10 protein-coding genes are annotated in these 14,610 nt (G+C 40.9%); 2 read left to right on the top strand and 8 right to left on the bottom strand.

Features of this window, described 5'->3' with window-relative positions; translation table 11 throughout:
- Positions 1 to 174: 174 nt before the first annotated feature.
- The 6 genes from DBR11_RS17950 to DBR11_RS17925 all read right to left on the bottom strand — a co-directional run bounded on the left by DBR11_RS17950 (position 175) and on the right by DBR11_RS17925 (position 9,283).
- On the bottom strand, positions 175 to 1,158 hold the full coding sequence (locus tag DBR11_RS17950; protein WP_108554019.1) for a metallophosphoesterase: 984 nt from the start codon (positions 1,156 to 1,158) through the stop codon (positions 175 to 177).
- A 100-nt stretch (positions 1,159 to 1,258) separates the two neighbouring features.
- On the bottom strand, positions 1,259 to 1,705 hold the full coding sequence (locus DBR11_RS17945) for a hypothetical protein (RefSeq protein ID WP_108554018.1): 447 nt from the start codon (positions 1,703 to 1,705) through the stop codon (positions 1,259 to 1,261).
- A 33-nt stretch (positions 1,706 to 1,738) separates the two neighbouring features.
- Entirely contained in the window at positions 1,739 to 3,685 is a 1,947-nt protein-coding gene (locus tag DBR11_RS17940; protein ID WP_108554017.1) for a RagB/SusD family nutrient uptake outer membrane protein, read from the bottom strand.
- Between the two features lie 35 nt (positions 3,686 to 3,720).
- The gene (locus DBR11_RS17935; protein ID WP_108554016.1) at positions 3,721 to 7,278 is read right to left on the bottom strand and encodes a SusC/RagA family TonB-linked outer membrane protein; all 3,558 of its coding nucleotides are present in this window, start codon (positions 7,276 to 7,278) and stop codon (positions 3,721 to 3,723) included.
- A gap of 135 nt (positions 7,279 to 7,413) precedes the next feature.
- Positions 7,414 to 8,586 (bottom strand): FecR family protein, encoded by a 1,173-nt coding sequence (locus tag DBR11_RS17930; protein WP_108554015.1) that lies wholly within the window; start codon positions 8,584 to 8,586, stop codon positions 7,414 to 7,416.
- Positions 8,587 to 8,689: 103 nt separating this feature from the next.
- Positions 8,690 to 9,283, bottom strand: coding sequence for an RNA polymerase sigma factor (locus DBR11_RS17925; RefSeq protein ID WP_108554014.1), 594 nt, complete (start codon positions 9,281 to 9,283; stop codon positions 8,690 to 8,692).
- 443 nt (positions 9,284 to 9,726) lie between these two features.
- Between DBR11_RS17925 and DBR11_RS17920 the strand changes: the two genes are divergently transcribed.
- Entirely contained in the window at positions 9,727 to 10,809 is a 1,083-nt protein-coding gene (locus tag DBR11_RS17920) for a calcium:proton antiporter (RefSeq protein ID WP_108554013.1), read from the top strand.
- Positions 10,810 to 11,038: 229 nt separating this feature from the next.
- On the top strand, positions 11,039 to 11,824 hold the full coding sequence (locus tag DBR11_RS17915; RefSeq protein WP_108554012.1) for a GDSL-type esterase/lipase family protein: 786 nt from the start codon (positions 11,039 to 11,041) through the stop codon (positions 11,822 to 11,824).
- Between the two features lie 139 nt (positions 11,825 to 11,963).
- Here DBR11_RS17915 and DBR11_RS17910 read toward each other — a convergent pair whose 3' ends face one another.
- Complete coding sequence (locus DBR11_RS17910; protein ID WP_108554011.1) at positions 11,964 to 13,283, bottom strand: DNA mismatch repair protein; 1,320 nt, start codon at positions 13,281 to 13,283, stop codon at positions 11,964 to 11,966.
- A 12-nt stretch (positions 13,284 to 13,295) separates the two neighbouring features.
- The gene (locus tag DBR11_RS17905) at positions 13,296 to 14,609 is read right to left on the bottom strand and encodes a DNA mismatch repair protein (RefSeq protein ID WP_108554010.1); all 1,314 of its coding nucleotides are present in this window, start codon (positions 14,607 to 14,609) and stop codon (positions 13,296 to 13,298) included.
- Between the last annotated feature and the right edge of the window lies 1 nt (position 14,610).

Genomic DNA, 14,610 nt, shown 5'->3' with positions numbered 1-14,610 from the left:
GTTCAATCCCTGAATATAAGCATTCAAAACAAAAAAATCAGCTGCTTCTTATTCCTGAACTCCATCCTGTCTGAACCCACCCCGGTCTGCACCCAAGAAAATATGTTTTCACGAGCGAACCTCAGAACCTGGAAGGTTCAGAGAGCTCAAAAAACATATTTTTACAAACACATTTTAAGATCTCACAACAATCTTCCGCTTACTTATAAACGGTACAATTTCTTTACCAGCAGATATTCCCGTTGCATCAACATAATTCAACTTTTCAGGCGATTGCCCTACCCAATTGCTTTTTTTGCCTTCAATATGTATTATGCCCAATGAAGGGTCAATAGTTAAAGTAGTAAACAAAGCATCTTGATACGGACATGTGTAGGATATCCAGGGATGAGCTTTATGAACTTCCTCCGGATAACTATTGTGTTTGTATTTGTCCCCAACCCAAAAATAAGAGGCAGAATTAATGTGAACGTAGTTGATGCCCTTTATAAACAACTGGCAATCAATATGCGTATGGCCATTAATGGCCAGTAATATTTTATCTGAAGCTGCACCTAGAATATCCTGTATTTCCGCAGCATTATCCACCGCAAGAGCACCGGCAAGCGGCTGGTGGCAAACAATTACAATAGGCTTTTCTATTTGCCTCAGTTGCTGTTGTAACCATATTTTTTGCTCATCATTAATATAAGATGGGTAGCCTCCTTTATGAGTGGGCGACCCCTTATCGTTCCCATCTAAAATGATAAAACATACGCCGTTTATTTCTTTCGTATAATACCTAGCCGGCATCTTCCAGTAACGGAGACATTGCTCCTTAGTATGTCCAGAATCCGTATCGTGATTACCAATTACATGGAGCGCAACAGGATGCGCCTGATTGAATTCATCAATGAGTGCTTTATTCTTATCATTGGGATAAGCAAAATCACCCATTTGCATGATAAAATCAGGTCTATTTTTTTTCATATGAGTTAAAAAAACCTGTAATCTTTCAGAACCATTATGAATCACATCCTGGTGCAAATCCGTAATCAGGCCGGCTTTTATGCTCTTTGCTTTTGGGCCAAACATGGCCATAACCGTACCTGGAATTTGTAAAACAATACCTGTGGCAAGCATGCCGCTTATAAATTCTCTTCTATTGAATGTCTTCATTATTTATAAAATATGAAATTAACCATTGAGGGGAAACAGATAAAATAACAACAAAGAGGTGATCACATGTTGTAAACACCTCTTTGTTAGGCATATCTATTTAAGGTGCTACCGAAATATAAATCGTCCAGTCTCTTGTGGTACCATCGGCAGAATATACCCGATACACGAACGAACCTTTCGAGAAATCAGAGATAACACCTGCAACGGGCGCACCGTTCAGAGGTTCTATTTTCTTTGCCGAGTGCGTAAACCGAATGCCGATCTTTGTCAGATCTGTTCCCTTTACGGCTACGATGGTTACAGAGGCCTTGCTTTTGTCTACAACATTTGAACTTACGGTTACACCAACGTCTTGATAGCCTGTTACAGGTTCATTATAGCCCAGTTGATTTTTGACTTCTACTAAAGTAAATAAATTTGCACCGGTAATATAGGCGTTATCACCCCAAGCACCATCATTCAACTCTACCCTGGGTTTCATACAAGAAGAGAATGCCACCAGGACAAATAAGGTCAGAGCATATAATATCTTTTTATGTTTCATGATTTATAATTTAAAGAATAAAATTTGATAGGATTAATTCCATCCGGGATTTTGGCTCAGCGTCGCATTGTTGGCTTGATAAAGCTTGATTTGCTGTAACGGAACGAAACTTAAATAGTCTCTTCCCGGATCGATATAAAGGCCTCTGCCCCCTTCTTTGAAATCAGCTATTTTAAACCAGGGGTTTATTCTTCCATTCGCAAACCTATCAACGTTATTGCCTGTAACCAGATTGAATTCGTTCTTGACATAACCATCTTTTCTAATCTGGCTATATAAGGTTGGGTCAGAACCATTATCCAGAACAACCTGACTAGCTGAGCGATTGAAATAATCAAGAAATTCTTGTAATAGTGCGCCTTTTGGCTGATAGCCATTGATTACTTTTTCATACACAGCCCATCTTTTCAAATCATCCAGACGAAAGCCCTCCAGGGCAAATTCTACGGTTCTCTCTCTTCTTACTTCGTTCAATATAGGTGTTGAACCAGGATCAAATCCAAGATCTTCCCGATACGTTCCGGCCGGAATAGCGTTCATATTCAAAGGTGTCATCCCCACACGGGCCCTGATTACATTTACCGTCTTGTCAACATCAGCCTGGTTGATTGTTCCCAATATGGCCTTAGCCTCTGCCAGCGACAGCAAGCTTTCTTCATACCGCATCAACACGTCATCAGTCTCCCCTTTGGTAGCTTCTTGTGCAAAAACTGCCCCTTTAAAATTCCTGTATCCCGTTGAAGTAAAGCCAATACTCGTATAAGGAGCCTGAGAGGCGATAATTGGATATCTAAATGGATCGCCGTCACCACCACGTCCAGGCAATTGATTCAACGGACCTCTGTCTGGGGTCCACACCGTTTGCCTGAACCGCGGATCTAAAGTAGTGCTGAGCTGATTCAGCGTATTGGCATAAGACCCGGAAGATACTTGAGGCGTACCGTCTTTATTTAGATAGACATCTATCAAGTGATCGGTGATTGAGGGACCGGAATCAAGGATTTTGAAAAAGAAGTTGTTGCTGAGTGTCAGCAGAGAGGCATCGTACACTTTGTAAAGAAATACACCATCAACATTTGATGCATTCTTTTGGGCAAACAGTTGATTATAGGCCATCGTTTTGTCGCCAGCAGCAGTATATATTTTTGTACCATACCTGCTGATAAGCTGCGCTACCGTGGGTTCTATCATTGCCAGAAATTCCATACCATCTTTACCCGGCATTGCATAAGGGGTGCCTTTTTTACCATGGTAATATTCCCAGGAGCCTTCGTAAAGTGCTACTCTTGCTTTTAGAGTGAGGGCAGCTTCTTTGTTAACCCTACCAGCAATAGCACCCTGACCTTCGCCTTTCCAGTTTAGTTTTGCGATGGCCAGGTCCAGATCTGCTATAATTTGTTTAGCAACCTCATACCTTGATGCCCTGGGTGTTAAAAGTTTTGACAGGTCACTATCATCAAGCGCCTCGGTCATGATGGGCACACCTCCGAAAGTTTTCAACATGCTGAAGTAGTCCCATGCCCTAAAGAAATACCCTTCTCCAATGTAATGGGTGGCCGCATCTGTTTTTTCTGCATTCATATTGGCATAGTGCAGAAAATAGTTATCTGATCTGATGTTGGAATAGCCTCCAGACCAACTGTCATTTGTTGCGCCAGCAACTGAAACCGTATTCCATCTGTACAAACTACTGGTTACAGTTGTCTGTATAATCATCATATCCGTGTTGGCATCTAAGGCCACATTACTGTTTCCGCCCGATACTGTACCCGTTCCATTTTGTGTATTGTACTGAGGGGCCAAACGGCCATAGAATCCATTGGCAAAGATTTGAAGATCGGATGCCTTTTTAAAGAAATTCTCGGGGTTTACCGCATCTAGAGGGTTTTTGTCCAAAAAATCCTTTTTACAAGCAGTAAGGTTCATCAACACAAAAAGTGCGAATATAACCTTACTGGTTTTACTGATGTAAGCTTTCATCTCGTTTATATTATGGTATAAAGTGATCAATGAGTTTATAAGTTGATATTCAATCCAAGTGAGTAGTAACGCAACGGAGGGTAGCCGTTAACACCGCTACTTAATAGCTCCGGATCGTATTTAATAAAAGATTTTGAATAGATAAACCCTAAGTTCTCTCCGCTTAAATATACATTTGCTCTTTTAATTTTAACTTTCTTTAACCACGATTGAGGTAAGTCATAACCCACCGTAACATTTCTGATCCTAAGGTTAGCCAGATTTAACATGTATCTATCCGTTGCCAATGTACGTCCTGTATTAAAAGCAGGAAAAAAAGCATTGGTATTATCTGGACTCCAATAGCCCAGTTTAGTACTTTCTTCAAATGCTGGCGTGTAAAAATACGCAAGGTCGCTGCCGGCTTTGGTTCCCCACACCCACTCTGTACTGTTATAAACACGCCATTGCAACACACCTTCCAGCACTGCTGAGAAAGAGAAGTTGTTCCAGGAAACCGATGGCATGATAGAATAAGACTTGCGGGGATAACTATATCCGTCCTTATCCAGGTCACCTCTGCTATACCAAAAACCACCGGTTCCTGAATTGATATAACCGTCACCATTGAGATCCTTATACATGATATACCCTGGATAATTATATCCTGATGGTAATGTTCCTTTCTTAAGATCAGCCGTATTTTGAGCGATTCTTGCTACATCATACACATAGTTTTGCCCAAATTGTTCTCCTGGTGTCCAAACGCCGCTGGTTACACCCAATTTGTTCGAAGAATACTCCGTAACGTATCCAATATAATCGCTCATGTTAAATTTCAAGGAATAATTCAGTGGTTTCTGCGCCACCTGAACCTGGTCATTCCAGCCGATGGAAAGTTCCCATCCCCGTGTTTCAGAAACAGAATTGTTTCTCGGCGGCGCTGTAGTTCCCAAAACCTGTGGAAGTGGATCAACAGGACCAACCTGATCCTTTACCGTACGTTGGTACCATTCATAAGACAGGTTCAACCTTCTCTTAAACGCAGAAACATCTATCCCTATATTCAGAACAGTGGGTTTTGCCCAGGTCAGATCTGAAGAGACCAAACCTGGTGTTGTGGTCACATTAGAATAACCTCCTCCTAACAGCAGGTTTTTATTCACCGACATGGCAAGCGTAGATATGTAAGTGTAATAGTTGTCAGCGCCATTGGAAGCTAAATCACCAGACGTTGACCAGGAAACCCGGGGTTTAAATTCTGAGATCAGGTTTTTCAATGGCCAGAAATTTTCTTTTGCCGCATTCCAGGCACCGGATACCGAAGGGAAGAAACTCCAGCGGGATTCCGGTGCAAAGCGTGAGCTCGCATCTCCTCGCCCGGCGAACTTGATCATATATCTTTCCATATAATCATAGGTAATAACTCCATAATAACCCAAAGTACTCCAGGAGTATAATCTATCACTCGTCTGCGGATTGTTGGCTGCAGCACTAAGCGCAGGGATCAAATCCTGGGCAAACAGATCTGTTTTGCTGCCCGTTAGAGACCTATAGTCATTTTCCTCAGACTGCATTCCGAATTGAGCAAATAAATTATGCTTCTCTGCAAACGTGTGCTTATATTGCGCACTAAGTTTTACCATCTGGTACTCCTGCACGCCATCTGTTTTTGTGATGCTGCTTACATTTGCCGAACGATTATTTTGGATCTTAGTGCCGTCAGGCAGTTCCGTATAAACAATTTTATCTGTCCTTGAATACTCCGTATAACTTTGTCTTCTCGAGTAATCTGCATTGATTTCAAAATCTTTAAAAGGCTTTAAGGTAGCTCCACCGTTCAGTACGATTTCATTTCTGCCATTATTGATCAATCCCCCGTTGCCTAAGATACCTGCAGCCCCCAATATCCAGGAATATTGATTGCCTGAAGGTACTTTAAGCGGCGTGGCAAAGTACTGCATCATGCTGCCAAAAATGGTGCTGTAATTCGCATATGTATCGCCTCCGGACAGATAATTCGGACCTTGATTAACCTGTCTTACATAATTGACATCCGTTCTGAAACTCAGCCAATCTGTAGCGGTATAGTCTAACTTGGTTTGAAAATTGTAACGCCTGTTGTAATTAAAATCACCTTTAAATAGACCTTTTGTATTGTTATAACCAAAGCTCGAAAAATAACGAATCTTGTCGTTACCGCCGCTAAAATTCAGGTTATGCTGCTGACTGAAATCGTATTTGTTCAAATAGGTATCATAAAGCTTTGTAGTCGCAAAAGACTGCTCTCTTGTCCAGTTCTTAAAGCCAGCATTGGTGGTTGGAAATTGTCCGTTTTCAATATAAGATTGTGCCTTATCTCCAAATTGAGTTCTCAGATCGTCAAAAGCAGGATTGCTCCAGTCTTTATTTAACCAAGCCTGCATTCGGGCAATGGTAATCGCATCTACACCATCTGTTCCAGTTCCATCTGGTTGTCCGTTCCGTTGAGCGATATTGATATAGCGTGCCCAATCCGGAGAATTTGGCTGGGTAGGCGCAAGTACCATAACACCAATTTTTGTGTTTGCAGAATAGCTGATCGATGCTTTACCTGATTTCCCGCTTTTAGTTGTAATGAGAATTACCCCATATGGTGCACGTGAACCGTAAATCGCTGTTGATGCGCCATCCTTTAATAAGGAAACACTTTCCACATCATTGGGATTAACATCCTGAATAGGCCTTTCTACTCCATCAACCAATATGAGCGGCGCGGCACTACTGTTGATAGACGTAAAACCACGGATATTGATTGATGGGTTAATTTCAGGCGCACCACTTGACATTCTGATATTTAGTCCAGGTGCCAGTCCGATCAATCCATCTGTAACGGTTCGGATTGGTCTGTTTTCAAGGTTCTCTCCACTAATTGTTGCCACAGCATCGGTGAGACTACTTTTTTTAACTTTACCGTAAGCGGTAACCACTACTTCGTTTAAGCTTTCCTGAGAAACAATAAGCGTAATAGGGCCACCCTTAACATCTCCTGCGTCTATTTCTTTGTTCTGAAAGCCTACAAAAGAAATCACCAAAATAGCAGCATGATCTTTTACATGAATCACAAACTCCCCATTTCCATCGGTATGGGTTACATTCTTCATGCCTTTTTCAAGCACACTTGCCCCTGGCACAGGCAAACCTTTTTCGTCCACTACTTTACCTGATATTTTTTCAGAAAACAGACCAAACGGATTAAATAAATCAAATTTCTTTTCCTTTTCTTTAATCAACACCGTTTTATCCGTGATCTGATATTCAAGAGATTGATCTTTGAGACAAATTTTCAATACCTCTTCAAGAGTAGCATCCTTTACATGAATGCTAAGTGATTTAGCTTCTTTTAAGACCTTCTTATTATAAAAGAAATCGTAATTGCTCTGTGCCCTGATGTCATTAATAATTGACGACAAAGGCGCATTTACTTTATTGAGGGTTATCTTTTGTGCGAACGTACCCGCACTTACCTGCATTATGGCTATTATCAGAAAAAATGTAGTAATCTTCATCACCAGCAGAAATTTGTAAAAAGCATGGCGATTCTCTCCATACCTGTTATGTAAGTTTAAATTCATAAATTTGAATGTTGGGTTTCGGTTTGATTCATCGTTAAATTTTTATTCCGATTCATCGGAATGGGTAAACTCAACATCCGGTCAGAGGTGCTCTAACACCTTTGACCATTTTTTGGCCTACCATGATTGCCATAGCTATTTAGTCACGATAACCCTCCTTCCTTCTATTTTAAAATGTACATCGCCATTAAATTCTATGATTTTCAATAGGGAGGAAATATTTTTGGAACGTGAAACTTTGCCCTCGTATATACTATTGGGATCGGGTTTAAACTGATAAACCACTTCTACATTATACCACTTGGCCACTTTTGCCATAATGGCTTCCAGGTTCTCATCAAATTTGAAATAACCGTTTTTCCAGGCCACAACATCTTCCACATCTACCTCATTTGTAACCGTAATTCCCTCTTTGCCTACTTGTGCCTGTTCGCCGGGAACCAGCAGCTTTGTTGCTTTACCTTGCGAAACTTTTACCGAACCTTCTATCAATGTGGTTCTGATGAGTTTTTCATCGGCGTAAGCCATAATATTGAAATGTGTCCCCAGCACCTCAACAATCTGATGACCAGCCTGTACTTTAAATGGCATCTGAGCATTGTGCGCCACCTCAAAATAGGCTTCTCCAGAAATTTTCACATTTCTTTCCTTACCAGTAAAATGTAACGGATAAGTAATCCGAGATAAAGCATTTAACCATACCTTGGAATGGTCTGGAAGAATAACTTGCCACTGTCCACCCAGTGGTACTTCAATGGTATTAAATTCGGGTTTGAACGCTGTAGATTCTGTACTTTCAGTAGCCTCATAAACCAATTGACCATTGGCTTTTTTAGAAATCCGGATGCCAGCCTGGCTGGCAATCTGGCCTTCGCTTAAATCCTCTAAACTAATTTTTTTGCCATTGGCCAGTATTAATACGGCTTTATTATTTCCAGGGGCAACATCATGAACAGCAGTAGTATCGTTGAGATATTTCTTTTGCTCAGCAAACTGAAAATAAAGCCCTACACCAATGGCTATAAATATTGAAGCTGCAAGGGTAAATATTTTTATTTTTTTATATACGTCAATCTTAGCAACCGGGGCTGCAGTATGATGTACACGATCATAAATCCTGAATAATATTTTCTGTTTGGTTTCTGCACGTTTAGTAGATGACATCCCATCCGTATACCCCTCATTAGAAGCCTGATTCTCATACCAAAGATTAATCTCTTCAATTTCGGCATCTGTGGCTTGTCCATTTTTAAACTTGGTCATGATCTCCAGCAGGTGCTTCTCAAATTCTCTTTGGTTATCGCTCATATATTGTATTCGAAACAAAAACCAAAAGGTTCTACTCTATCATAAAATAAAATCAAAAAAAACAATAACCAATTGATTATTAGCAAGAAACATTTTAAAAAGTTTATTGAGGCAAAAAGAGCAGGCAGGCAATCAATAATTTAATTGTATTGCCCTTAAACTCTTCTCTCAGCAAGACCATCGCTTTGTGAAGATGTTTTTTTACTGTACTAATCGAAATTGCAGAGCGTTCAGCAATTTCCTGATGAGATAATTCTTCAAATCGGAACATCATAAATACTTCCCTGCATTTTTCAGGCAACTTTTCGCATCTGGATAGTATAAGTGTTTTAAATTCTTTAATTTCTAACTGATCATCTGGAGTTACAGGAGAAAGCTTTGTTTCCGCAATCAAATGATCTATATGCTTATAGTGCAGCTGCTGCAAACGATAAGTATCAATCACTTTAAACTTAAGTGCCGTTTTAAGGTAAGCCTCCAGAGTAGATTTTGGATCTATTTCTTTACGACGAAAATAAAGATTAACAAGTACCTCCTGAACAACCTCCTCCGCATCTTCTCTCGAACGCAGACGCTGATAAGCCGCATTCAATAAAATTTCCCAATACCGGTTATAGATTTCAGTAAATGCATTCTCATTCCCCAGTTTAAGTTGGATAATTAAATCAGCGTCAGAGAATTGATCACAATTTTTCATTAAAACTAAAAGCTAGACATTTAAAAATCATTTTAATTCAAGCAATCTCGTGAGACGGCATTATCGGCTAAAAACATACTATGCTCTAAAGAAATTCTATTTGGTTACGGATTAAAATTATAATTATTTATCTGTTTAGCAAAACTAAACTTTGTTTATTACCAACAAAACAAATTTCAGTTAAATTATAGTTACCAAAAACAAGAGAAAGCAAACCAACGATTTTACATTTCTGCACCCAATCCAATCTGCAAACAAACCCCATCCACACCAAATCGGTCTGCATCAAATCCAATCTGCAAACAAACCCTATCCGCACCAAATCGGTCTGCACCCAAGAAAATATGTTTTCATGAGCGAACCTCAGAACCTGAAGCTATTCGCGGAAGGTTCAGAGAGCTCAGAAAACATATTTTCTAGCACAATAATTGTGTTGTTTCAGTATGATCAAAAAGCTCCCACTTCCTTTATGGACCATTATTTCTCCCCTAATTGCCTGGCTTGCTTACTTCGCATCCACTTTAAATCTAGGTGGAATGTACATTTTCTTCCTCGCTGCCGTACTCATCGCTGCCGTATTAGCCGCAGTACACCACGCAGAAGTTGTCGCCCACCGCGTTGGTGAACCATTTGGCACCTTATTACTCGCATTAGCCATTACAATTATAGAAGTGGCACTGATTGTTTCTTTAATGCTAGCCGGCGGGCCGGATACGGCCACTCTTGCACGAGATACCGTACTTGCGGCAGTGATGATCATCTTAACCGGTATTATCGGCCTTTGCCTGCTGGTTGGAGGTGCAAAGTTCAAAGAGCAAATCTTCAATTTATCTGGAGTAAGTGCAGCACTGATTACTTTGACCGCCATCCTGGTACTCACGCTTATTCTTCCAAACTACACAACCAGTAAAGCAGGCCCGGAATACTCCTTCACACAACTTTTCTTTGTAGCCATTATATGCCTTGTTTTATATGGAGCCTTTGTGCTGGTACAAACCATCAGGCACAGGGATTTCTTTTTACCACCCGATGCAGACGGGAACGAAGAAGTACATGCAGATCCCCCAACCACTAAAGTATCCCTGCTTAGTGCATTTCTACTCCTTGTATGCTTAGGTATCGTTGTGTTACTAGCCAAAGCCATTGCACCCGATATAGAAAATGCAGTAATCAGCTTCGGAGCACCTAAATCGCTGGTAGGCGTAATCATTGCAGCCGTGGTTTTACTTCCAGAAGGACTTGCAGCCTACCACGCCGTTAGAAAGAACAGACTACAGACAAGTTTAAATCTTGCCTTGGGTTCCGCATTAGCCAGTATTGGTTTAACCATTCCCGCAGTAGCCATTGTTTCGATCGTTACCGGAATGAGCATCACACTCGGAATAGATATGAAAGCTACGGTATTGCTGCTGCTTGCACAGTTCACCATTATGCTTTCACTCGCCACCGGTCGCACCAATATCCTGCAGGGCATTGTCTTGCTCGTAATATTCGCCGTCTACCTTTTCACTATCATAGCCCCTTAACTCAGTAATCCACTCTACACCCTCACCACTCTACACCCAATCCGGTCTGCACCCAATAAAATATGTTTTTATGAGCGAACCTCAGAACCTGAAGCTCTTCGCGGAAGGTTCTGAGAGCTCAGAAAACATATTTTACCCCATCTCCTGCTCCACAAAGGTTTAAACAACTATTTGAAAATTTGTAAATGCAAAACCAGACCAAACTCCTACCTTCATCAAAAAAAGATTCATGAAGAATTTCCCTTTAGCCAAGCTTATTCAAGGATTGCTGATGCTCGTTTCTGTAGTATTGCTAACTTCTTTTTCTTCAGGAAAAAGAACGAAACTGAATATCATTTTTATAGGTGACAGTATTACTGAAGGAAGCGCATTACCGCAGCCATCCCTAGAAGCCCCCTCAATTGTAATTAAACAAATCCTGACCTCAAAGAAGCAATTTACATCTGTTAATATTGCCAATTTGGGCTTTAGTGGACATACCAGCTTTGACTTTTTACCCACCACTAATAAAGATTTCCCGAAGGTTATGGAAGCTGCAAATGCACTAAACAAAGATACCTCTGCTACACTTATCTTTTCTATTATGCTGGGAACTAATGACAGCGCCATATCCGGGCCTAGTGGATCACCCATCTCTCCAGAGCAATACGATCAAAATCTTTCCAAAATAATCGATGTTTTATCAACTCAATTTCCAAAAGCAAAATTTGTAATTCAATATCCCCTTTGGTATAGTACTAATACCCAGAATAACGCTTCTTATTTAGAAGAAGGCCTAAATCGATTAAAGAACTACCTCCCAAAAATAGATAACCTGGTTAAAAAGTATAATCAGTTAAGCCCCAAAAGAGTATTTGCAGGAGATAAATCTGGCTTTAATTTTTTCGAAAAGAACCACATCACTTTGTACAAACCGGAACAAGGCAAAAAGGGTACATTTTATCTGCATCCAAATGCGGACGGATCAAAAGAACTCGCCAAAATATGGATCAAAGGAATATTGAAAGCAATCTAATCCACTCTGCACCCTCACCGGTCTGCATCATACCCGGTCTGCACCCAAGAAAATATGTTTTCATGATCGAGCATCAGGGCCTGAAGCTCTTCGCGAAAGGTCCAGAGAGATCAGAAAACATATTTTCACACCTTATTTCTTATCGATCGAGAAGTTCCAGTATTTTTTCACCTTGGATAATCATCATTCCCTGTCTATCCTCAGTTATACCCTCCTTAAGCCTATAAGTATACCGCGGCACGCCCCCTTCCAATATAGTCGGCATATACCGAAACTGAATATTAGGAAAGGACCTAAGCTCTTCACCCACTTCAATAATATGCGTGGAAACCACAAACAAACAATTTGTATACTCAGCGAAACCTTCAGTTACCGCTAATGTACCATCAAAAGCATCCTTTACATTCGTTCCTTTAAAAAGCTCGTCGAACATCAACATCAACCTTGCCCCGCTCGCCGCCGCCTCAGCCGCTTGTTTTACCCTAATCACTTCCGCGTAAAAATGACTATAGCCAAGGTTGATATTATCGGCCACATTAATAGACGAATAAAGCCCTTCCCTCAGAGAGAATTCAAAAGAATCCGCAGCTACCGGGAATCCCATATGAGCCAGATAAATTCCAATACCAAGAGATTTCATCCAGGTAGATTTTCCAGCCATATTCGCACCCGTCAGGAACAAGACATTACTATCTTCCTCTAATAATAAATCATTTCCAATGGCCTTTTCAATACAAGGATGGCGCAGATTCTGACACCGAAAAATATTCTTTTCAGGCTCTAGTGCAGTAGCATACCTTAAGCCTTTTGCTCTTGCAACCATGCCCACCGCCTGATAAACGTCCAATTCGTAGATGAACGACAAAACATTTCCCATATCCGCTAGTAACCTCCCTTTAAGCAAATGTTCATAAAACACGAGCCGACCTAAAGCAATTTCCGAATAAATATCCATTTGCAGGAGCTGGTCTATTTCAGGCCTTTCGAGCAGCGCCTGTATTTCCTGTACCCGCGATCGGAAAGGTTCAGGGGCCCAGGACAACAAGGGCATAAGCGCGGCAGTTTTCTTTAAAACCTGAATGATCGCCTGAAAACCCTGAATACTCTTTTTATATCGTTCATCCCGGGTTAACCGAGCCAGTACACTCCTGGAAAGCAGACTGAAATAAACGCGTATTTTATGGTTGTAAGTTTTGGTATCCAGATATTCCCTGAAAACAGAAATCACCTGAACATCGTAATCAAACCTGAAATCATGTTCTTGAAAACACCTAAACGTTTCACTCCTTTCATTGATCAGCACAGTACTGGATAAAGGATTATTGAACATTTCATCCAGCAACTGTTCCCCTCCCCGCGTTCTAACCTGATTGAATAGGTGATATACCGAACCCGCTCTGAATTTCCCAAGCAAATTCAACTCATCTAAAGTTTGCCTGTCTATCTTAAATTTGCTCATTTCTTCCAATATTTATAGGGTTTCATTACAGTAAATCCTTCCCTTTTTTCCATTCTTCAATATGTCCAGAATTCCTTCGCTGCGTATAATTAACATACCATGCCGATCATCTGTAACCCCACGCTCCAATGTATAAGTATATTCTGGCGCAGTACCATTCATCCGTGTTGGCAGGAATAAAAAGTCTATTCCAGGTTCTACCCCCAATTGCTCTGCGGCCTCTACAATATGGGATGAAATGATAAAACGGCTTTCCGAATTCCGGGCAAAGCCAATGGCAATAGCAACCGTTGCTTCATGCGCATCTTTAACATTCGTTCCACGAAACAATTCATCGAAAATGACAAACAGCTTTTTTCCTTTATGAAGCTCGGTAGCTATCTTCTTTACGCGCAATACCTCCGCATAGAAATGACTGGCCCCCATGCCCAGATCGTCAGGTAAATTAATGGTGGTATACAATCCATCCATTATGGAAAAATCCATAGCCCGGGCGGCAACAGGAAATCCCATATGAGCAAGAAAGGTCGCTGTACCTATCGATCTTAAAAATGTACTTTTTCCCGCCATATTTGCCCCCGTTAGAAAAACCAGGCTAGAATGACCTTCCATCACCATATCATTGGCTACCGGCTTTTTCAGTTCCGGGTGGAATAATCCCTCCACACGCAAAATACGGTTGCCTTTTTCATGCGCTTTGGGATAAGTAAATCCATATTTCAGCGCTACACGGGCAATACTCAAGTACACATCCAATAGGTAAATCAGATGGAGCAATCCCTCAATCTTTATTTGTCCTTTACTTCTAAAAAGTGCATCAAAAGCCGTTATTGCAGAATAGGATACCTTACCACTGTTCTTATCCCGCAAAACAGGCTGTAAGACATCCGATTCCAGAATTTCGATTATGGCATCTCTTTCTCCGGCAAAAGGGACTGATGCCTTAACAACGTCGATATCGATAAACACTTTAAGTTTCTGCGTAAGCTGAATGATAGAGACCACTCCGTTTTCAATATCTTTATCATTTAATATTTGTTGCCGCGAAGCTCCGGCATCTTTGGTGCTTGCCGTATATTTTTCGGCCATATCCAATAGAGAACCTTCAAAAGGAAATTCCAGTTTATGCGCTGAAAAATAAGCAAAAATATTACGACGGTAGCCAATGGATTCCATATCTGATAATGGATTCCTGAACATTTCCCTTAACAATTTCTCCCCACCCCGGGTATGGGTATCATTATACAGATCAAATATCCCTGTCTGTTCCCTCTTGCCAAAAATCCGAAGATCTTCCAGGGTCTGCGCGTCTGTTTCAAGTTTCATA

Source organism: Pedobacter sp. HMWF019 (assembly GCF_003061025.1).
Taxonomy (GTDB): domain Bacteria; phylum Bacteroidota; class Bacteroidia; order Sphingobacteriales; family Sphingobacteriaceae; genus Pedobacter.
This window is presented reverse-complemented; position numbering and strand designations above follow the sequence as displayed.